This window comes from Pseudoalteromonas luteoviolacea NCIMB 1944 (assembly GCF_001625565.1).
Classification (GTDB): domain Bacteria; phylum Pseudomonadota; class Gammaproteobacteria; order Enterobacterales; family Alteromonadaceae; genus Pseudoalteromonas; species Pseudoalteromonas luteoviolacea_F.
The window spans coordinates 96087-118047 of the sequence record NZ_AUXS01000026.1; the positions used below are offsets into that span (position 1 = coordinate 96087).

The 21961-nt window shown below is 38.4% G+C and carries 26 protein-coding genes; 2 read left to right on the forward strand and 24 right to left on the reverse strand.

The window, feature by feature from the left end; genetic code table 11:
- Position 1 precedes the first annotated feature (1 nt).
- From N483_RS09915 to N483_RS09945, 7 genes are all read right to left on the reverse strand, one after another.
- Complete coding sequence (locus tag N483_RS09915) at positions 2 to 424, reverse strand: hypothetical protein (protein WP_023401096.1); 423 nt, start codon at positions 422 to 424, stop codon at positions 2 to 4.
- A gap of 93 nt (positions 425 to 517) precedes the next feature.
- On the reverse strand, positions 518 to 1012 hold the full coding sequence (locus N483_RS09920; protein ID WP_023401097.1) for a hypothetical protein: 495 nt from the start codon (positions 1010 to 1012) through the stop codon (positions 518 to 520).
- A gap of 184 nt (positions 1013 to 1196) precedes the next feature.
- Entirely contained in the window at positions 1197 to 1679 is a 483-nt protein-coding gene (locus N483_RS09925) for a hypothetical protein (protein WP_023401098.1), read from the reverse strand.
- 94 nt (positions 1680 to 1773) lie between these two features.
- A complete protein-coding gene (locus tag N483_RS09930; protein WP_023401099.1) occupies positions 1774 to 2073 on the reverse strand; it encodes a hypothetical protein in 300 nt (99 codons plus the stop codon).
- A 39-nt stretch (positions 2074 to 2112) separates the two neighbouring features.
- The gene (locus tag N483_RS09935) at positions 2113 to 2487 is read right to left on the reverse strand and encodes a type II secretion system protein GspG (RefSeq protein ID WP_023401100.1); all 375 of its coding nucleotides are present in this window, start codon (positions 2485 to 2487) and stop codon (positions 2113 to 2115) included.
- Positions 2488 to 2589: 102 nt separating this feature from the next.
- Positions 2590 to 3294 carry a hypothetical protein gene (locus N483_RS09940; RefSeq protein ID WP_023401101.1) on the reverse strand — a complete coding sequence of 235 codons (705 nt, stop codon included), beginning with the start codon at positions 3292 to 3294 and terminating at the stop codon, positions 2590 to 2592.
- A gap of 63 nt (positions 3295 to 3357) precedes the next feature.
- Positions 3358 to 4218, reverse strand: coding sequence for a TolB family protein (locus tag N483_RS09945; protein WP_023401102.1), 861 nt, complete (start codon positions 4216 to 4218; stop codon positions 3358 to 3360).
- 532 nt (positions 4219 to 4750) lie between these two features.
- Here N483_RS09945 and N483_RS09950 point away from each other — a divergent pair.
- A complete protein-coding gene (locus tag N483_RS09950; protein ID WP_023401104.1) occupies positions 4751 to 5449 on the forward strand; it encodes a phosphoglycolate phosphatase in 699 nt (232 codons plus the stop codon).
- A gap of 55 nt (positions 5450 to 5504) precedes the next feature.
- The gene (locus tag N483_RS09955; RefSeq protein ID WP_023401105.1) at positions 5505 to 6974 is read left to right on the forward strand and encodes an FAD-dependent oxidoreductase; all 1470 of its coding nucleotides are present in this window, start codon (positions 5505 to 5507) and stop codon (positions 6972 to 6974) included.
- Between the two features lie 194 nt (positions 6975 to 7168).
- Here N483_RS09955 and N483_RS09960 read toward each other — a convergent pair whose 3' ends face one another.
- From N483_RS09960 to N483_RS10045, 17 genes are all read right to left on the reverse strand, one after another.
- The gene (locus N483_RS09960; RefSeq protein ID WP_023401106.1) at positions 7169 to 7666 is read right to left on the reverse strand and encodes a lipocalin-like domain-containing protein; all 498 of its coding nucleotides are present in this window, start codon (positions 7664 to 7666) and stop codon (positions 7169 to 7171) included.
- 862 nt (positions 7667 to 8528) lie between these two features.
- Complete coding sequence (locus N483_RS09965) at positions 8529 to 8816, reverse strand: YciI family protein (protein WP_023401107.1); 288 nt, start codon at positions 8814 to 8816, stop codon at positions 8529 to 8531.
- A gap of 159 nt (positions 8817 to 8975) precedes the next feature.
- Entirely contained in the window at positions 8976 to 9233 is a 258-nt protein-coding gene (locus tag N483_RS09970) for a hypothetical protein (protein ID WP_052027423.1), read from the reverse strand.
- Between the two features lie 174 nt (positions 9234 to 9407).
- Complete coding sequence (locus N483_RS09975) at positions 9408 to 9842, reverse strand: hypothetical protein (RefSeq protein ID WP_155250800.1); 435 nt, start codon at positions 9840 to 9842, stop codon at positions 9408 to 9410.
- A gap of 376 nt (positions 9843 to 10218) precedes the next feature.
- Positions 10219 to 12570 carry a kelch repeat-containing protein gene (locus tag N483_RS09980; RefSeq protein WP_155250801.1) on the reverse strand — a complete coding sequence of 784 codons (2352 nt, stop codon included), beginning with the start codon at positions 12568 to 12570 and terminating at the stop codon, positions 10219 to 10221.
- Between the two features lie 811 nt (positions 12571 to 13381).
- Complete coding sequence (locus tag N483_RS09985; RefSeq protein WP_023401111.1) at positions 13382 to 14359, reverse strand: transposase; 978 nt, start codon at positions 14357 to 14359, stop codon at positions 13382 to 13384.
- Positions 14360 to 14542: 183 nt separating this feature from the next.
- On the reverse strand, positions 14543 to 14767 hold the full coding sequence (locus tag N483_RS09990; RefSeq protein WP_023401112.1) for a hypothetical protein: 225 nt from the start codon (positions 14765 to 14767) through the stop codon (positions 14543 to 14545).
- A 167-nt stretch (positions 14768 to 14934) separates the two neighbouring features.
- Positions 14935 to 15567: a hypothetical protein gene (locus N483_RS09995; protein WP_023401113.1), complete on the reverse strand. Its 633-nt coding sequence runs from the start codon at positions 15565 to 15567 to the stop codon at positions 14935 to 14937.
- A gap of 381 nt (positions 15568 to 15948) precedes the next feature.
- Positions 15949 to 16320: a hypothetical protein gene (locus N483_RS10000; RefSeq protein ID WP_023401115.1), complete on the reverse strand. Its 372-nt coding sequence runs from the start codon at positions 16318 to 16320 to the stop codon at positions 15949 to 15951.
- Positions 16321 to 16442: 122 nt separating this feature from the next.
- On the reverse strand, positions 16443 to 16805 hold the full coding sequence (locus tag N483_RS10005; protein WP_023401116.1) for a hypothetical protein: 363 nt from the start codon (positions 16803 to 16805) through the stop codon (positions 16443 to 16445).
- Between the two features lie 123 nt (positions 16806 to 16928).
- Complete coding sequence (locus N483_RS10010) at positions 16929 to 17501, reverse strand: hypothetical protein (protein ID WP_023401117.1); 573 nt, start codon at positions 17499 to 17501, stop codon at positions 16929 to 16931.
- 121 nt (positions 17502 to 17622) lie between these two features.
- Positions 17623 to 17940 carry a hypothetical protein gene (locus N483_RS10015; RefSeq protein ID WP_023401118.1) on the reverse strand — a complete coding sequence of 106 codons (318 nt, stop codon included), beginning with the start codon at positions 17938 to 17940 and terminating at the stop codon, positions 17623 to 17625.
- Between the two features lie 1044 nt (positions 17941 to 18984).
- The gene (locus N483_RS10025) at positions 18985 to 19269 is read right to left on the reverse strand and encodes a hypothetical protein (RefSeq protein ID WP_023401120.1); all 285 of its coding nucleotides are present in this window, start codon (positions 19267 to 19269) and stop codon (positions 18985 to 18987) included.
- Between the two features lie 118 nt (positions 19270 to 19387).
- Positions 19388 to 19807 (reverse strand): hypothetical protein, encoded by a 420-nt coding sequence (locus tag N483_RS10030; RefSeq protein ID WP_023401121.1) that lies wholly within the window; start codon positions 19805 to 19807, stop codon positions 19388 to 19390.
- A 115-nt stretch (positions 19808 to 19922) separates the two neighbouring features.
- Entirely contained in the window at positions 19923 to 20387 is a 465-nt protein-coding gene (locus N483_RS10035; protein ID WP_023401122.1) for a hypothetical protein, read from the reverse strand.
- Positions 20388 to 20509: 122 nt separating this feature from the next.
- A complete protein-coding gene (locus tag N483_RS10040) occupies positions 20510 to 20944 on the reverse strand; it encodes a hypothetical protein (protein WP_023401123.1) in 435 nt (144 codons plus the stop codon).
- Between the two features lie 545 nt (positions 20945 to 21489).
- Complete coding sequence (locus N483_RS10045; protein WP_023401124.1) at positions 21490 to 21939, reverse strand: hypothetical protein; 450 nt, start codon at positions 21937 to 21939, stop codon at positions 21490 to 21492.
- Positions 21940 to 21961 lie beyond the last annotated feature (22 nt).

The following is a 21961-nucleotide window of genomic DNA, read 5'->3' on the forward strand; positions in this document are numbered from 1 at the left end:
TTTAGTTACTTGATAGCTCTGCTTTCACAATTTTTATTAGTTCAGGATTAAGCGGAAAGGTTTTACTACCTAACTCTGAGCTATCATCGAATGTCATTATTAAATACGTTTCGCCACCATCAACAAACGCGCCATTACAATAGCCACCGCGAAGCCTTAAAGACGCATTAAGCTGACCTTTCCATACTTTATGTGGAATAGCTCTGTAAGTATATCCTCCGCCCTTCAACATAATGACTTCTTCTTTTTCTACTGGCGAATGTTTTCGTACATGTTTTTCAAAATCACTCCAATGAATTTCAACAACTGAGCCGATGAAAACCTGTTTAGCCTGTGAAACAAGTTCGGTATAACTTCTACTTTCTACTGTACATGCCAATGACATATTTGAAAGTAATGTCAGTAAAGCTAAAAAATAACGCATATTTATCTCTAAGTTGCTAACACTTTAAACGAGGAATTTTTATAGGCCTAAATGTAAAGCCAAGCACAATGGGTCATCATGACGAATCCGACTTTAAGCTGTTGTTAACTTAACAATTTTCAAGATTTTATTTTTATTTCCATCTAATATGTAATCAATGGAAACACATCGGCCGTTTTTGAAAAAGTTATCGTTATGCAACCCCCCATGAAAATATGGCCCTGCATCATGATTACTAAAGTAAAATTCCACCCCTTCGATACTAAATGACTCAATCAAGGTGCCCGCTTTAGGTTTGCGTGATTCATAGTTGCTAATACAGCCTTGAACTTGCTGAAACTCTTTGTTTTCAATAATATTTCTTACTTCAACTTTCTCATGATATTGAGAGATTTCAGCTGAGATAGCCAACAGGCATATAGCCACAAAGGCTCCCACCAAGGTTGTTCTTTTAGTTTTCGTTATATCAGAGGCAACTTGAGTTATAACAGGAAACTTAATGACCAAAAACAGCACTACTAAAAAAGGGATTAGAGATAATAAGTGGTCAATACTTGTATTTATTACTGGCTCAAAATATATACTCAATTTTTACGAATCCAATTGATATCCGCGTAACGGATTAAAAGGTTTGGCTATAAAACGGGTCATCAATCTTCGACATGTCGAAACTTCCTTAGATACTCACTCCGCTTCAATAAAGGGCTGACCACGATGCGTTAAACTGCTAAACGTAGCTAAGCAAGGCGATTACAGCCGTGAACTTAATTGGCTATTGTATCGCGTTACCCTCACTTATTAATACGTTTTTTTCTTTAAGCACCTCTAAAACGAATTCTGGTATACCATAGAATATAAAGTAGTCGTCTTGATATGCAGACCCTGCTCGTAACTTCTCCTTTATGTAAAAGCGCCAATTAAGTATTCCTGAATTGATGGCTTTGTTCCAGTCCAATAAGTTACGCCCCATATGAGACATAATAATTTTTTGACTGTCCCTGTTTAATTTCCAGATTTCTTGTTTTTGAAAAAATGGGTTTGGACGACACACAACAAGCTTTTCTAATACCGCCTCTCCCATATAATAGGGTTCAAGTTCTTGTCGTAATTTTTCTTTGTGACGTATGCTGGTAGCGCAAGAAACAGAATCGAAGTCTAAAGAAAAACGATCACAGCCTGCAATAACCGCCCCCTCCAATAACCACTTACTAGCTTTAAAATCTATTTTATCGTCTGAGATAACAATGTACTTCATTTTACTTTCCGAAAAGGATAATGCAGTCTGAGCAGGCTCAAATAAGCGGCGGTGGAGCAAAAGCCAAGTGTTTTCCACACTTTTGAATAATTTGTTATGTAATGTTCACGCCATTCAACGCAAGGAGTAAACACAGGCCATTAGTAGAAGCCTCTAAGATCTTTTGACTATACTCATCAGAACCTACTATAGAAACGGCTCTCTCGAACAGCTCTTCATGCGAAAGGGTATTGCAGCTGTCAAAATTATCAAATTCGGGGTGGCAGTAAAAGCCAACTTTGCAATCAATGCCATTATACCTAAAACCTATTTCGAGTCCTCTACCCCAATTTTTATCATTGGTTGTTGCAAAGAGAGTAATAACTTCTCCACAAAAGTTGATCTTTGATTTCATATGGCCCAACCGTTACATAACGTCAGTAAAATCGGCTAACTAATTGATCAAGAAAATATCTCGATTATCACCCTCGCCGCCTATTTTGTTGTCTGCACCTAGTGAAATAACCTCAAACCTTTTATTGGAGACCTTAGCAGGATTATTATATTTATACTCGTTCCCCCAACTATCTAAAGGTATTGAATTAATAATACTCACTTTAGATCCAATCAAATCTGATAGGGTATGAGGGTAAGTTTGATGATTTATATAATACACTTTTATAGCCGCTTCTAACGCTGCTATATCACGCACTTCTTTAGGAGGAACGCTGTCACAATAATGTTTATTCATGAATTGTGGCATCACTATTAAGACCAATACGGCAATAAGCAAGGCTCCAAGCGCCCAGCATACTCTCTTTTTTATCACAGGTTACCTCGTTGGTTTCATAATGCCAAACAAGTGGAACATAAATACTGGCTAAATTTAATGACTAAGACTTTTTTGGTTTAAGTGTTTGTTACAAGCTTTTTACTTTACCTGAATATTTGAAAGTAGTACGTCTAGACTTTCTTGTGTTAGAGATTGATAGTATATTTCCGCCAACCAATTTTTATTGTGAAATAGTAAAATTCGACCTTTATCCTGTTTCTCAACCAGCTGGATTGCCTCTAGATGATCATCCACTCTGAAGTAATAAAACTCCTTTTCTTTCCCATATATAAAAATACTTCTCAATTTTAACAGCACTACCATCTGGCTTACTTCTAATAGAGAGCTCAAAACATTAACCTTATCCGGCTTTAAATTAGTTAAAGTTAAAAACAGTCCTAATTCACTGTTAATAAAATCAATTCCAACAGTATTACCACGTTTTAAACTTGAAACTAAATAACCAGTATGCATATCCTCTAACGACATATCCGAAATGGTAATTGACTCCTCAGTTTCTGCTTCTGCTGAAAAAGAATGCATTGTTGGCTTAAATTCGTCTAACTTATCATCCACAAAGCCATCTGGTAGTCCAATTGAAAGAAAGCCCAAATCAAATTGATTTGAAGGCTTGGAGGTAACTTTTTTAAATGTGACAGTAACTAGCCCAGTAAAGACCTTATCTCCGCCCGCCTCGCTCTTTGATTTATCAATTAAGTAAATGCCCCACAATATAGGGCCAAACTTAATGACTATGGCTACTAATAAACAAAAGGATATTATGTACTTTACTTTTTTACTCATAATTACCAAAAAACGGGGAGCTTACAACGCGAGTCGCGCTTACTGCGGTAGCCATATTATTTATCATTTCGGTCTAAGTTTCTCAATAATTTGCGCGTCTACCCAGTAAAAATCTCCATTTCCTGATTTATCAGGGCTATTAAAGAAAAGATATTTGCCATCTGGTGTTACGTATCCTCCATTTTGTGAGGTACTCGTGTTTATCTTATCTCCTAAGTTAATGGCAGCCCCCCATGAGCCGTCTTCTTGTCGAAAACTAACGTAGATATCGCTACCACCATAGCCGCCATCTCTTCTGCTATCCCACAAAATATAAGACTCATCCGGTGCAATAAAGGGATGGATATTCACTATTCCGGTGTTAAATTCTTTGCTGAGGGGTTTTGGTGCTTCACGTTTACCATTGATCAGACGAGCATATCGAAGAAGACCTCCTCCCCCTCTACGATATTCATCAAAAAAATAAGTGCCTTTTGAGGAAACCGTAAGGGCCATGATGTCGATGTCTTCATACTCAGAACCGAGACTTTTTAACCCGGACCATCCACCATCGATTCGCTCCCTATATTTATTTGTATAATACATAGTTTTACCATCAGGAGAGATAGACCCGCCCACCCCTCGCTCTACTTCCGACTCGTGCCATCGATTATTCTCGAATTTAAGAACAAAGTGAGACTCTTTTTTACTTTTTTTGTTTTTCCTAGAAAAGTAGAACTCTTTCATGTCGGGAGTGAACACAGCGCCCCACTCATGATGTTCTGAGGAAACAATATCAGGCGCAAACACTTCGGGAGTTAAACCTGGCGGTTTTTGCCCAAAATAAGGGCCTACAGGGGCTAAACGTATAACTTGACTATGGCTTTTGCTGCTCATAGTTAGAACCAAAAACAGCAGGGTAACTGAAATGCAAATATGCTTCATGATTTGTCCTTATTTGAAGCTGATTAGAGTGGCAGTCAGTTTAGTTTAATCGGGAGAAAAGACCTGACGTTCTTATGACTTTAAGATGGTTTTTCTCTGGAAGCGACAATCCATCTATTGGATGCATACAGCGCCATTCTAAGGGATTGATAATGTATGGATAAAATTTTTGGCGAAGCGAAAACATCCTGCAAAAAAACTGCCTACTTGGTTAGCATTGTTTTAAGCTGTCGAGCTGGATTAGGCTCTCTATCCGAATAAACTTGATTACCCCATGCAGCTTATTGCTTTTTATAGGGAAAACTAATATTCACACTATTTTTGAACCGTATATGCAAAGAAGCCGTATAACACCCTCTTTTCGATAAAAGGCATGAGACCACCATAACATAATTAATATTAAAGACAGGTAACCTAACAAGGCTACACAAAGACAAAAATTTAGCTAGGTAAACCATAGAATGCTAGTCCTTTTAAAGATACACTAGCGCGGATTTGAATTAGGGCAAACATTAGAAAGTAGGAATTTACATTGAAATTCACCAACAAAGACGTATTGCTATTTGATTTAGATGGAACATTAATCGACAGTGTGCCAGATTTGGCGCTCAGTATTAATCAAATGCTAAACGCATTAAACATGACCCCCTACCCTACAGAAACTATTCGTAGTTGGGTTGGTAACGGTGCAGCGGTGTTAACCAAAAGAGCATTATCAGGCAGTATTGATATTGCCCCTGATTTAGATACCACTTACGTCGAAAAAGCGCTTTCAAAATTTCTATCATTCTATGACCAGAATGTATGCGTTGAGACAACACTATATCCTAATGTAAAAAGCACATTAGAGTCTCTGCATAGCAGCGGTTATCGCTTGGTGATTGTAACAAACAAACCAGAACAGTTTGTTCGCCCGATCTTGAAACATTTAGGTTTAAATGACTTTTTCGAAATGGTTGTAGGCGGTGACAGCCTGCCAAAACGCAAACCAGATCCAATGCAACTAACTTATGTATGTGAAACTCTTGGCGTTTCCCCTTCGTCGTGCTTAATGATAGGTGACTCGAAAAACGATATTTTTGCAGCGACAGCGGCAGGCATGCAAAGCATCGGTTTAACCTATGGATATAATCATGGTGAAGACATTAACAGTCATGGCGCATCACTGGTATTAGATAACTTTGCAGATATCATTGAAGCCCTAGTTCCAATAACGGAACCTACACATTAAGAGTATCAACCTTCCCAAGGTTTATCGTTTTATCATTTCAATTACTTTCTAGAACATGCTAAATAAACACTTTGAGCACGCCAATACCCGCGTAGGAATCATAGGCGGTGGTATTGGCGGTGCCACTATCGCATTAAAACTAAGCCAACAAGGCGCCAATGTATTACTTTTTGAAAAAGAAAGTAGCCTAGTTAATGGTCCACCAATGTGTCATCTTCACGCTGGCGGCAATTTATATAGAGAAATATCAGACCAACAATGTATCGACCTGTTACAACAATCGATCAACACTGCAAAACTATATCAAGACGCTATCGATTACAGACCAACAATCGTAGCGGTACCATCGCACGATAAAGGAGAGCCAAGCGACGTTGTATCAAGGCTAACAGTGCTTCAGCAAGAGTATCAGCGACTAATCGCGTCAGATCCACAAAACGATATTTTGGGGTCGGCATCAGAGTACTTTAGGCTATACAAACGTTCAGACCTCGAAAGGCTGTCGCAATTAACCGTGCCAAAGCAGCCAAAAACTCCTGACGAATGGATGATAGCTTTTGCTAAACAAACTGATTTAACTCAGCTTAAGTTTCCCGTGTTTTTGGTGCAAGAATATGGCATTAGCGTTTTTAGACTAGCAGCATTGACCAGTTTGGCCCTAGAAAACAGCCAGCATTGTGAGTTATTGACAAACACTCAGGTCACTTCAGTTACGCAAAACAGTGCTCAAAAATGGCATATAGAGACAAAACGCTCGGGTTCAGACGAAACGTTTGAAGTTGACTATTTAATCAATGCGTGTGGGTTTAGAACAGGTACTATCGATGATATGGTAGGGCTTAAGCCACAGCGTATGGTTGAATTTAAAGCCGCTTACATTAGCCGTTGGAACAACGAGCAGACTAATTGGCCTGAAGTTATTTTTCATGGTACTCGAGGCACTAAAAACGGCATGACCCAATTAACCCCCTACCCTAACGGTTATTTTCAAATACATGCAATGACACCTGACATTACCCTTTTTGAAGATGGCTTAGTCTCGTCGAAGCAAGAAAGTGCCCAGCCAGAGTTACCGAACAAATACATCGACAAAGTCAATCATCAGTGGGACGAGCAGGTAATTAATGAAAGAACCACCAAAGCCATTGAAAAAGTAGCTGGCTTTATCCCTGCGTTTAATAGTGCTGATATTGGCGGGCGTCCGATGTATGGTGCGCAGCAGATACCGGGGGAAGATGCGACATTACGAGTTGCCGATGTTGCTTTTCAATCAAATAGCTATGCGCGATGTGAAATCGTCAAGGCATCATCTGCCCTGCCGGCTGCAAACACTATCATTGATAAGCTCGTAGAACTTGGCTTATTAACTGGCAGATACTCAAAATACTGTCACAGTGCTTTTGTTGATACTTCTGCAACTAGTGATATAACAGAGCAGCAAATTGCTCAACGGGCAGAATATCTTGCAAAAGAGCGCGGTTTTCCTGTAGACCTCGCTAGGCGAACAATGCCAAACATTAGGTAAATAATTACAACGGCTCTAGATCTGTCAAAATCTTCAGCCGTTCTTTAATTTGATCTGAACAGTAAGAGTATGAGCAATATTTAACCTGGCCTTTTTGATGGCTGATAGAGCTTAAGTCTGTCGTTAAATGGATTTGTGCCTGTCCCATGCTGTTCTTGGTTTTGGTTATGTTTTATTTACAACGCTTTTAATGCCTATTTAATACGTTTGAAAGTCGCACGTAAATATCCGTCTTGATCCCCTAGACCAAGCTCAATAAGCGGATAGGTTCCTTCTTGAACCATAGTGTCACCCGTTATTGTTATTTTGAAAGGAATGGATACCCCCTCATAATTTGGAAAACTGGAATATTCGATATGTTCCGTCAATATATTATCTTCGTAGCTATAGCGACCCAAAGAACCACCAAAATTATCAAACGCTACAACTTTTTGTTCTTTCGTCAGTTGAAACGAGCTAAACCTTGGTCGGTTATTACCAATACTTGAAAACGCAAAATGGCTATCAGTAAATATTTTAATCATTTCACGACTTTTACCATCGAAGGTGGTGTATTTCTGGTCGCCTATAACTAGTGTTTCTAATTCTAATTGCCACTCACCTTCTAGCGTGTCTGCTTGACGGCTGCTGTTTACTGTTAAGCACCCGCTAACAAACCCTAACGCTAGTACTAAAGTAAATAAAATTCTCATTGCTCACATATCCATATTATTTTAAAAATCAGTGGCACTATCAGAAATAAATTACCTGAAAGCTGGTGTTGTCAATAAAAATAAACACCTATCTATACCGCTTTCGCGCTCGCTCTCAAATTCGACAGGGCTCAACCCGTCATTTTCAAAATGTCTTCTTTTGCGCCTATTAAATACTGCTTGTACCCAAATATACCTGAACGCGCTTTTGCTATCGACTGAGAATTCTTCACATAGATTAATTCAACTTTCAATCTCGTATAACAAGACTCTATCGCCGCTTAATCCCAGCAGTTGCCTTTGGGGCTCAAACTTCGCTAAACGCTTAACCTTTCAAGGTAATTCACGTAGTTTGTTATCTATTTTTCATTGATTGCATTGCGCTTCTTTCTGGGTGAATGATTAGCCCTAGCGTCACACCTCTTGTTGTTGTAGCTATATTCGTTGCTTGCGTAATGGGCAGCTCTGTCATATCCACACATAAGTGATGTCCGTCTTTGATTTTTGATTTGGGTTCGTTGTTGTGAAGTTTCGCCACAGTATACTTGTGAAGACGTTGCTGCTCTTCGTATTACTCTTTGTAATGGCCTACATCATCTAAGGTATTAAACTGCTTATCGGAGAGTAGTTTAAATAAGCGCTTCCAGCTCGATACTTGCCGCGCACTTATACCAATTCTTTGGCAATTTGGGCTTGCGTTACTCCATATTTCTCAGCAAGCTTAACTCTGATGCAAGATAGCAGGCTAAACTTAGCGACGAACGAGCACAAGCCTGCTGTTTTGGTGTATGTATCAATTGCCCTGCATCTGATAAAGGAAGTTTATGTCTGCCCAAACTTATTTCTTACCTTATACTACTGACTAATCTAATAAAAAAGACAAGCGTTCATCCGCTTTAGATGGGGTCAACTCGATGATTTCAGACTTAACTACATTTTCAATAACAAAAGGATCTTCCGCGACTATTCTTTCAATTTCTTCTTTAGACACGTTTACTGCGATAATGCCACCACCTGCGTTAGGCTGTAAGCTTCCAGATAACATAAAAACGCCCGTATCGAACCCCGCTTGAAGCCACTCTTTATGGCCTTCCATAAAGTCTTTGGCTCGGGATTTGTTGTCTGATAACTTTAATTGAATAATAAACATTTCATAACTCCTTTGATATTCTCATGTATTGATTTCAAAATGCCTGAGCTATCTAAAGCACATAACATTTTAACAAACGGAAAAATAACAGGTTAAACTACGCGAAGAATGGCCGCAAGCCTACTGTTTTATATGCGATTTAACCGCTTTATTAACAACCTAACCTCGGTTAATAAACACAGACTCTACAAAATGATGTAATTCACTCTGGTTGGAAAGGTATTCATCTATCTCTCCCCAGCATGTAAAAGTACTTTCATTGAAGCCCCCTTCAATATCATTGAAATACAAGCAACAATTACCATAAATAGCTACAACCCAAAACCCACCTCCTTCATCACCAAGTGGCGACAGTTCCCACTTTTGAAGCTCGGGTAACTTTATTTTTTGCCACACAATTTTGGCTCTTGAACTCATTTCAAATTCTGAGATTTCAATGATTCCTTCAAGGTGGCTTTTTGTTATCGGTTTCCAGGTACTCATATGCATTTAGATAGTTAGCGTTTTAATAAACGGCGATAAATTGCGTGCTAAAATTAGCTGCGAAGGAACGTATGCCAACTGTTTTTTCGCCCACTTTTAAGTAACTTGTTACGAGCCGATTACTACGGACTCTTTCACAAAGGCTAACCACTTATCATCTTTGGATTTAATGATTTCATTTGAATGAGCATGCCCCCACGACTCACGGAAAACTAGGTAAACCTCTCCGAGTTCATAAGTAAATGCGATATTGCACATTCCACCTTTTGAAACTGGGGCTCTTCTCACCAGTATAGAGCTAGACCAAAAAGCAGGTTCAATATGGCGATTAAAATCGGTACTTATATGTTTTACTGATTTAGGTATTCTGGAACGTCTCCAGAAGAACTCTTTTTCAGTTTGACCTTTTATATTTTCAATTACCTCAAACACTACAACTTTATCAGTTATTTTGATAGTTTTAGCTAACACTATCGTTGGTGTTTTCTGGACCAGTTCAGCATGCGTTAAACCATAACCAGGAGGCGGTACTGGACATGCCAAAACCCCTAGGCTAAAGAATATTGAGAATACCAAAGTACATAACGAAATTTTCATAAACTAAAGAAGAAGGAAAAGAAATGGACAGACACATTTTAAAAGGCCTTACCGAAGTCACTCTATAAGCAATTGGCCTAATTAGCTTTTTATCAGGTGTAAACTAGTATTTCCTACTCGTTCATGGTCCTGAACATTCAGATAATTCAAAGAAAAACTTTGTGACTGTCCCACCCTGTTTTTCCAATATTACGCTCCTTATTTCATATTGCGCCTCGCTCTGCTGTAATTTTGGTTCTACAGCTTTTGTGCTATCAAGCACAAAAGCTGTAGTGATAAAATGCTAGCAGGAGCAATTTGTTATGTTGTTAAGACTGCAGCTCTATTCGAATGCAGGGTCATACTTCTCGAAAGAAGGGACATTATCAACAGAACCATTTATTCCACCGAAAAGGTAGATAGCGCCATTCAACATGACAGAACCCATGCTTTGTTTACCTATTGGCATTGCAGTATTTTCACTCCAGGTCGAACTAACCGTATCTAAAACAAGTACAGTATCACGCGCAATATACCCGCCGATTATGTATATATTCTGGTCAATGACTTCAACAGAAAACCCGTATCTCATAGGTTGATTTAACTCTCCAGATCTTACCCATGAATCAGAAACTGGATCATATACTTCAAACCCTTTTTCGTTACTTGCTCCGCCAAACACATATATTTCATCGCCAAAAGTTACACACTGGCTACCCCACCCTAGATTTGAGTTAGACTCCCTATAAGACCATGAATCATCGACTGGGTTATACTTTTCAACCGTGGTTAACGTGGTAGGTCCGTTCCTTCCTCCAAATACATAAATCTCGCCATCATATACACAGCTCGAGTGATTATCGCGTGGTGTGTCCATAGAGGCTCTAGCAGTCCATTGTTGAGTTTCCAAGTTAAATACTTCCACAGAGCTTATAGTAGAATTGCCTCCGATACTTACAGTAGACTGGCCTCCTATAGCATAGATTTGATTATCAATGTCATTGGCAGTATGGCTCCATCTAGCTGCCTGCATTCTGGCAATTGATCCCCAGCTTTTAGTAGACGTATCGAAAACGTCCACATCGCTCATATGCTCGTTGTGTTGGTTTAAACCGCCGAGTACGTATATTTTCCCGTTAATTTCAGCTCCTTCAGGACCACGTCTATACTTAGGCATATTTGGTAATACTTGCCAAGGATTACTTACCACTTCAAGGTCAAATGCTTCAAGTTGAGCGGAGCTTTCACCGTCAGTTACAGAAATAATAATTTCGGGAAAAACACCAACATCTTCATTACTTGGAGTACCCGCGATCTCACCAGTCAGGGAGTTAAAAGAAGACCATGAAGGCAAATTTTGGACACTAAATTCGAGTGAATCATTCTCTATATCCGAAATCGTTGGAGTAAACATGTACGCATTGTATGCCACAGTTTCAGTTACTGGGGATCCAGTAATGAAAGGTGTATCGTTTTCTCCAATAACACTCAACCTCACAGTTGCTATTTCACTTGAAATTTCTCCCTGCTTTAATTGGTATGAAAAGGTATCATTACCTTCGAAATTTGCGTTAGGTGAATACCTCAACGTTGGGTAATTTCCAGATACTATCCCATTAGAGGCTGATGTTATCATCTCGACGCTAACCTCGATGCCCAATGGGTTGTTGGTTTCAATATTGACTTCTATGGATTGGTCTTCATTAACTTCGACGGTTTGGTCCGCTACGATAAAATTTTGTTGGTATGGCGATGTATCGAATTCGTCCTCAACACCATCGTTATCATCATCCGTGTCTATTGAATTGAAAATACCATCCAAATCTGTATCTAAATAATCATTAATGTCTACTCTTTCAAACCCTTCTACACCATCAATCCAGTCATCTAAATGTCTTGACACTAAAGATGGATCTATATCGGGAATGGTTGCACGCAACGATTCCAGCAACTGAGTATCGTCGATGGCTCCATCTTCTCCAAAGTCAGCTTCTAACTCATTTAAGAGTTGTGTTAACTCAGCATCTGGGTTCGTAGAGTTGGCACTGGATTGATTTAAAGCATATCTATATAAAATTGAGGAAACAGAAAGTAAATATGGGCTTCCACTGGATAATTTATCGTCGTAAATAGATAAAGATGAAAAATTGTTTTCAGTGACGTTAGGAATGACTTTACTAAAAGTGGTAAGAAATTCACGTTCAGCCTGGTTTTTAGCATCCTCGAAGTGTAGTTTACTTTTATTGATCAGATTTTTAACTCGTTGACTTGTGAGGTGAGTCAAGAGGTTAATGTAAGCAGTCTGCTCTTCTCGGTCAGATAAACCTATGACAGAGCGCAATGTTATGGTGCCTTGAGATAATTCGCCTGTGATCTCATTTCGGTAGTACCCAGTGCCAGACAGTTCTATCAAGTCGGAACTGTCATTCAACAAGAAATTAAATCGCCCTAGGTCATCAATTGTGTTGGTGATTACTGTAGAGTCTGTATTAATCGCATCAGCAGAAAGTTGATTAACAGTGACTGTCGACCCAATAACAAATGGGCCTTTTTGGACGGCTCCCTCTACCTGTACCGTAGAGTTTGAAGTTACAGCTGGATCTGGAGTTGGAGTTGGAGTTGGAGTTGGAGTTGGAGTTGTAGCTGTTTCGCCCCCTCCGCCGCCGCACGCGCTTAAAAATAAAGCACTAAGCAAACCTGGAATTATCTTTTTTTTAAACACTTTTTAAGCCTTTTATATTTTAATAAAAAATGAATCTAAAATTGCCCACAACGCCTTAACAAATGCAGAAAACAGCAAGTCAAGCCGTGCAAAAAACAAGCAGATCACTTAATTAATTTGTTATATTTCCGACATTATAAACCAAAAGCCATATCGAAAATATGCGAATAAAATTATTAATACATACATCAATCTTCTGCTTCTAAAAATTTAAGAAGAAAAATCAGAATTTAAATATTTACTAACAAATAAAACACAAAAAGATAAAGCCACAAGTAAATAAATAGAAAAGCGAGAAAATAAGTAGATAAGTAGTGGAAAAATGGACAGGCACATTTTAACAGGCCAAATCAAAGTAGTGGAAAAATGGACAGGCACATTTTAACAGGCCAAATCAAAGTGCTGGAACATTGTTCAAAATTGAGCTTGCACCACTCGTAAAAATGTCAAAAAGACCATTGCATGAGAATTCAATTGAAAATAAAGGCTTTAACTAACCTTTAAAGCCAAACTTCCTTACACTAGAACATGCCATTTTTATCCACATAAACCACTAATACTGTTTTAGGAATAAAACAAGTGGACAGGGGATAAAACAAGTGGACAGGCCCATTTTAACAGGCCCAAACCAAAGCACTAAAATATTACTCAAAAGAGGGTTCTCACCATTCGGTAAAAATACCAAAAAGAAAATTACATGAGAATTAAACTTAAAATATTAATTTTTTCATTTTCATAAACGAATGAGCTTAAAATTGAGAATAATGTCTTTAACTAAAATATGCTACCCGACTCCCTTATACCAGTTCATGTCATTTTTAGCTGCATGAACTCTTAATACTGTTTCAGTGCCTACGAAGTTTCCATAGTGATTGCCATAATTTTTTACCCTATCTAACCAGCTCGTCACTTCAATTTTCATTGACACAAGTACATGGGGCATATCTTTTGACATGTAACCTTTCTCTTTAGAGTGTAAATGACGGCCCGTCCAATCAACGAGCTCGAGATAATCCAAAAACAAAAATGGTAATGCGTGTTCTTGTTCTCTTCCGCCAAACGACTTTAGTGATATGGGTTGTTTGATGTGAGGCTCTGTTTTTCTGATGTTTGCTTTACTGCTTTGGAATTGCTTTATTCGCTCTTGAATCGATGTAAAGTCGCAGTCCTCTAACTTGTTTGCCATATTCGCTCGGATTGGGTTTAAATCCACATACGCCATGCAACTAAGCAATGCCGTTTCATCTAATAAAGCTTGTGATTTATATCGCCCTTCCCAATATTTGCCTGTACAGTTGTCTTCCTTGTTTGCTTCCTTTGCTATGTATTCATTAAGGTTTTTCATAAACCAGCTGATGTCATAAAGCCTTGCACGCCATTTTGCAATCAACTCAGATTTAAGCAATTCCTCCGCCCTACTCAGGGTTTCACCGCGTAAGCCTCTATCAATGATTGGACTACCTTTGTATAACTTGTACCACCTAGATATTACTTCAGCTTCCGACCAATCTAGAGCCTGGTGCCTATTCACTTTTACAACCAAATGATAGTGATTGCTCATGATGGCGTACGCTGCTATTTCAATTGCAAAAACACCACTTAGCTGTTTTATTCGCTCTACCAACCATGTTCGTCTGTGGTCAAAATTTTTGCCCGTATACTTGTCCTCTCCGCACAAAAAAGCACGGCGTACACACCGTGCTATTAAGTGATAATAAGACGTCGATGATAAATCTATTAGCGCTTTCCTTGCTCTTGTCATTCCTATTCACCCACTAAAAACTGGATATTTAAACAGTAGTAAAAAAGTAAAATTTAAGCAATAGATTTATGACCACAAATTTGTGGCTATCACATATCGCAAAAAATTTGTGTCTGTCCCATATGTATGGTCCCATATGTATGTACTTGACAGTCACTCTTCACCACTTTCATTTACAAGTTTTTAAAACTCTTCCATGAGCGGGGCTACTACTCGCTTTTGATATTGACCAAGCGTTTCATCATGCTCAGCTATTACAAATACTTCCTTCGCTTGCCCTAAAGAACAATTCTCCTCGAGCCTTAAATACTTAATGATTTCAATAGGGCCAAACTGATTTTCGTCGATTAGCTTTTTAGCAATACCGACCAATCTGCCAACATATTCTTCAGGGGTCACATTAGCCATACTACAACCTTATAAATATTACGCTCGCCTTATCGACGAAAAAACAGCACAATAAATTTGTGCCTGTCCCACCAAATGCCACCAAATACATGCAACATATCCTCAAAACATGTCTTTTTACTTGCCATAGCGGGTTAGAAAAAAACGCGTCAATGCTACGAATTAGGCTAACTTGATTTGTTAGTAGTACCTTTCACATCTTTAACCTTTATCAGTGCCACGATGAAAATCAATGCAACAATATCAATTTGAATCCACTGTGTATTCAATGATTCCGTATACTTATAAAAAGAAAACCCAGGTGAAAACTCAAAACCAAAAGCCAACTCTGGGCTCGTTGCATGCTTTATTGACAGGCCGATAAAACCTAACCCTGAATATTTGGCGGTTACTGAGCCTATAGAAAACCCTATAGCCTGTAGAGATTGATTGAGAATCGATAGCCAATACCATTGTGCTTTTTCTTTAACAGCTGTGTATCCAGCTACTGCATTCAGGATAATTAGGGGGATCCCAGCTATAAGCAATAGTACTGACATTCCATTCGTAAAAGTCGATAACGCAATAACGAAAAAAATTGCAATCGCAGCTACCAATTGAAAATACCCAACAATTTGTATCTTTCGTTCAGCTAATGAAAAAGAACCTTCTTCAAGACTCTCATTCAACTGATGAATTTCTTCTTCACGACGTTCCATTTCTTCCAAAAATGCACTGTAATTACTCGAACTTGGGTGAATGTTTTCTTTTACATCTAATAATTCAGAAATGGAATATTTTGAATAATCTATTTTTTTCATGTGTCTCTTGTACTGCTAGCGCCCCAATAAACTAACCGGAGAGTACCACAGCACTGTGGTAACCTCGTGCCGACCCGGCGACGCTTAATAAGTCAGCTTCATTGTATTGTACAGCATTTATCCTTCGATGCGGATAATCTTACCTGAACATGAGATGGTGAGCCCTTTTTGTGCTTATGCCCCAATCAACTATTTCCTAGCGGTTCTCTCCTGAATCAGTCAGGAATAGCATGACATCTATTCGCTTTAAGCTGTCCCAAATTGCTATAGTAAGTTTGTGACTGTCCCACCATGTTCTTTCCCACCATGTTCTTTCCCACCATGTTCTTTCCCACCATGTTCTTTCCCACCATGTTCTTCCATCATGTTTTAAGCAATTTGTTATGTTTCACATTTTTGCAGCTCTAGCTCATCTATTAACTGCTGCCTGTATTCTAAAATAACCTCTTTCGGAATGTGGAAAATTTCACAATGGTTTTTATCAGGCTCTTGCATTGGATAAGCTCCCTGTCCAACCATGTGCCCACACCCACCACCTATGTCTTTTCCTAACCCTTTCAAAGTACATTCTGATACAGCCTTCCAGTAAGTATTATTGTATGCTGATTCTTTACACTCTTTGTATGAACGATTAAGCTCTCTGGATTCTTTTACTATGTCTGTTCTCTTTTTCTTGTACTCATCGTTATCTAAGCAACTGCCCACGGCAAAACTTGAAAAGCAGACCAAGAGAAAGAATGTAGAAAATTTCATATAATTACCCTTGAAGCATAAGCCGTATTAAACGGTTAAGCATTAGTTGGCTAAAATGTGATGCGAAGCGAAACTGAGCCAAGCTTTAACAGTCTCGCGCTAAATTGGTTTGTTATAAGTATTTACTCAAATAGTACAAAAACTCTTTTATTTAAATGAGACTGATAAGCATATTTTAATTCTAATAAGTGACCAGCTAAATCCATATCATTAACATTAGTATTTACCCATGATTTCTCATTCGACCAGTAAACAGCAGCACTCTTCAATTGTTCATCATCAATACAGCTCAACTCATTAGAAAAACTCGTTGGTAATATCCAAAGGTTGTTGCTTAGAATAGTGGCTGAACATTTAAAGCAACCAAGTAAATCACTGATTTGTGCTTTGCTAAAACGTCCACCACCAAGAATTGAATTTTCAGGAATTCCCTCAAAACTATTTAGAACGCAACCTTCATTTTCTGCGAAAAATGTAACGTCCACACTAGCTCCTTAAGGTATTTATAACGCTCGCATAAGTAGCATAAAATACTTGATTATAATTAATAAAGAATGAGCACAAACCAAACTTTTTACGTCAATCCTTGATACGTTTGTGAACTGTACTCAAAACCTAATACTATCGCTTTTTTTTTGTATTTTATAACCCGTTGGCTCTTTTTCTTTGGCGCTTCGATTGTCATTGTATTCAACACCATGATATTCACCACTATGGCCTGTTATTACTATTTTACCAGAATCTAACCACAGCATTACTCTTTTAGCTTCTTCAATTATCTGTGGGTAAAAATCATCAACCTTCCCATTGAAGTCATCTGAGCAAGTTAAACCAAGTCCATAACCTAAACCGAGGTTATCCATAAAACCGAAACCTTCACAATATAGGTCATAACATTGCTCGACATATTTATGAACATCGTTTGGTTTCTCAATAATTTTACAAAGAGCATTACGAATACTCCAATCATAATATTTACCCATAGAAAAGTACTTTGATAGCACTTTTTGAGCTTCATATAGACCTGATGCCGTTTTGTAATTTATTGAAATTATTTCGAGATAATCATCAGAACTTAGAGTCTGTTCGAGTGCAGTTTCCGAGTACACCCAACTCTCGAATGTGGACAACTCGATTTCTTTGGATACCAATTTATAGAAAGTTAATTCGACGGGGTGCAAACAAGTCTCTCCATACTGCTAACGCCTCACTTAACCGGCGTAAATAGCACACTAAACTAAGCGACAAAGGAGCGCAAGCTTGCAGTGTTGCAACCATTGTTTAATTAACTTGTTATATGACTTATTCACCAGTGTAGTTTTTGAATATAGTTTCGAGAGAAATTGAGTTTGGATATTTTTGATCAAAACTACGATAGTACAGTTTTATATATTCTTCAGTTGAGCAAAATGGTTGTGATATTTGAGCTGGCGTATTGTGAATAGCATCCATTAAATCTGCAACTAGCTGTGAATCTAAAGAGTTCGACCGCTTAAATAGACTAAACAGTGAAGAGTTTTTCGAACTTGTAGCTTGATAGCCTAGAAAACGGAGGTGAATTGTCACTTGAGCAATAACCTCTAAATGAGCTAGGGCTTCTTTACTTAAACCTGAATCCAATATTTAACCTCAATTGCCATATAACACTTGCAGCATGGACAAATTTTATTGGATTGGTTTTTGCCCGCTAAGCGGGTTAGCAAAAAGCGACACAGCAAAATTTGTCCGATGACTGCACTTGTTAGGCTATGATTACCAATAATATATATGCGGCTTAGAATTCCCCAACGGAAAAGCTATTCCATCGGGATCTTGGCCTTTTAAAATGGCGTGACATAACCTTTGATTTTCTCTCCTACGAGGTTTCGTCATATATAATTTTATCCACCACTTTGGAGTTTGACACAACCAATATGACGATTCAGGCCCCGTATATTTTCTTTTTATTTGACCGTTTGAATTACGATCTAATGTCTTATTTTTAATAGACACACTACATCCTCTAGCTTTAAGTTAGCTAAAAGATGTCTTTTTCAAAGTATCCGAAAGTTTTATACATTTTCACAATTCTCTACTAAGAGTCTCATGCCGCACTAAGGTATGAGACTCTTAGTAAAAATATCACAAGTTGTGGATCACTCTAACACAGTCTGTTCAAGCTTGTACCCAAATATTCTCAGTCCAACCTTGTCCATCTCGACCTCAAAACACCCGAACATACTCAAATACTCTAATGTTGGCGTTAGGTCCTGCATTTTGTATTGAGTTGGTGCATTTTCACATGGCTAAAACTCAACCCTATGAGGTAGCAACAGCCATTCATGCGCCTGAATTCAAAAGGACCATTCAAAGCACCGCAATCACCAATAGAATTGTCACCAAGTTGTTCTACACTATGAACAAAACCACTACGGCATTGCTGTTCACATACAAGCTTCCACATACAATGCACTATTTCTAAGCTCTAGTCATTAACAACCCCAAACAATTTTCTCCATTTCGAATTGGATATACACTTGTACGAAAATTTATCTATCTTTTTATCTAACAAGGTATTTCCCCATAGCCCTAACACCTAGCTTAACCCGAGCAAAATAGCAGACTGAAACTAGCGACGATAGAACACTAGCCTGCAATTTTACGCCCTTTTACTTGATACGCTTGCTATGTGGCTTCGCTACGGATTGAACTATATCTATCAACATGACGATGATTCATTAATTTCGCCGCATTAATTAAATGAGTCCAAAACTGTTTAGATTGAAGGCCATTATCAACGATTACACCACCTAGTTCTTCCATGGCTAATAATAACTCGTTGTGACTAATGTAAGTTAAAAAACCTTTCTCACAATAACCGTTACCTGACTCGATGACATCTTCTGGTAATAGAGCATAAGCAGCCATTATCTCTGCTTTAGTTAATCTCCACTTTTCGTATTTGTCCATGATATCTCCAAAGACACATATCGGCTCGCCTAAACAGCGAAAAATGCTTGGCTAAAATGAGCAACGAAGGAGTGCAAGCCAAACGTTTTGCATCAACCGCTTGAAGCGTTTGTTATATTTACACGACGCCTACAAAGGATAAAACCAGAAACAAAACAATGGTGAACAATATGGAAAATAGCGGCACTTTATATTGCCTGTATGTCCTTGCATCGCCTGCTGTAGTCAGCATATACAGCAGCTTTGACGTATTACTTACCTTCTTATTATCTATATTGTTACCAGAAACTACCTTGTGTACTTTCCAGGATACAAAACTGCCGCCATAACCCTTTACATCTGACGTTAGCTCAGTTCTGTGTTTCTCGATATTTTCTTCGTTTAGCTTGATAAGTTTGGTAATGCGAAGTTGATATCTGCCATTGCCTAATTCTTTTACAGTCTTTTCGGCGAAATCAGTTCTTTCATGAACTTTTTTGAACGCACCACGAAGTGCGATTAACGTAGAAAACTCAAAAATAAAAACCACAGATTGCATTGTGTTCTCTTGAAGTATCACTGATTCTTTTTCCCTTGCACCCTACCTGATTTAAATACAACACCGCTGCGGGGGCCAAAACCAGAATAAAGCGGCGTTTTGAGATTCGGTGCCTTTACTTGTTAAGTTCTGGTACTTTATAGACATAATTACCAACACCAATTCTCATGCAATCATTGAAGTCTTCTGGCTCGGATCCAGTATATATTGATTGCAGAATTAGGGTTTTATCTGGAACATCTTTGAAGCTTAATTCGAAACCATGGCCATTCCACGCCTCACCGATTTGCCTAACCTCAACGACTTCAAAACCTATGAATTGCTCTAACATTGGAAGCCTACAAACGCAACGTCCTTCATTGGAGCTTTCTTCTTGAAACTGTTCGAGACTGCGTTTAAAACCCATAACCTCTGAGCCAACAAGACCATGCACTGAGTACCAAACACCATCAAATAGAAGATGAACAACATTTATTTCATCCGCGACAACATTAGCTAAAGCCGAATCAAGCCTTAACCCTTTAATGGATTCCAGATCTGATGATCCTTCTTTAATTATTTTCTTGTAATCGTATTCCATACTCGATTGTACCTAATACCCCAAACACGGGAATTTTGATAATTAAAACTGAAGGTTACACCTAAACCTCTGACTTTTAAACAACAAAAAGCACGCAAAAACATGTCCCGTGATTTGGTTTGTTATGTACGACGCTTAAACATCCAAAGAGCAAACATAGCTACACCCATGAAAAGAATGGCGACTGATGAAGTCCTTGAATCACTGCGGGCCTCGGACGATGTTAAATACGATTTGCCGGAAATATTCGCACCAACTACCTTACCATTACGACTAATATAAAGCTTAGCTAACCTACCGATAAATGATTGAGCAACCTTTTCATTGCGGCAGCCTGTAGAGTCTTTAAATGATTTGGGTAAGGAGAACACGTCTTCAGAATTAGTTAGCTTCAAACGAGCAGAAGACTTTCTTGGACACTCCAAGACCAGAACGGTTCCTTCCGCGACTCGCTCAACTGTATAAGCAGTGTTTGTGTTATTAGTCAGTCCATTTATACCAGAGAACATACACAAAAAGGAAAACAGCAAAACTATTACCTGAGCTGATTTAGTCATAATCACCTTAGTACATAACGTTTTATCTACGATACATGTCGCATAACAACAGTGTACTGTCCGCCGCAAAACAAAGGCTATTCAGATACACAATTTATTACGCTCGACAATAACAATAATTTACGCTGAGATCACCAAAAATAGCAGTGAATTTGTGACTGCCCACCATGCTCTTATAAATAGTTTGTTAGTTGTTTTTACAATGGTATTTAAATAACACGAAGAGTGTGTTTATAAAAACACACCCTTGAAAAAAAATTAACCAATGAGTGCTTTCAGCTAGCGACGCTATAACTGTAATGCAAAAAAGTGAAGAGCTAATTATAACGATTACTTGTAGCCAGTAAATATACCCACATCTACCAGCTAGAAACATAGACCACCCTAACATGAAAAGTTGTGCAATGATGAGAATTGGAGCTCCAGTCATTTACGAACACCCAACGCCGCAATATGAGGCGTTAAATTCGCGAAGAATGAGCGCCAGCCAAAGCTTTAGACATCCCACACATCATTACCGTGTTAAACATAAACATCAATTGCGCTTACTTTGAATCTGGTAGTCTTGGAGGTGGTGGCGGAGCAACCTCCGCTGGCTCGAAAGCAAGAAGTTCTTTCAGTTTATAGACGTTCCAATTTGCGCAAAAAATAACAGTGGACCTATCTTTTTTTGTAGTATTGTAAGACAGTATAATCTCAGTATCATTAATGTGCTTTTTAGCAATACTTAAATATGAACTGTAGTACTCGCCTACATAGTTGTGATCGTCACGTATATCTAAGTTAACTATAAACTCGCCTTTTATACGTGCTGTAACACTACTTAAAAACTCATCACCTTTTTGGATTGGTGAAAGTATTTCGTATTCTATCATTTCATGCTCAGATTTATTCTGGGCTTGATGATTAATGGCAAAAGGTGAAAAACCTTTTACATCACCACAAGCTAATATTTCAAAACTAGAAAAAATAAACAAGATTAAAAGTTTATACATGGCCTTCCTTAAGGTGTAACGC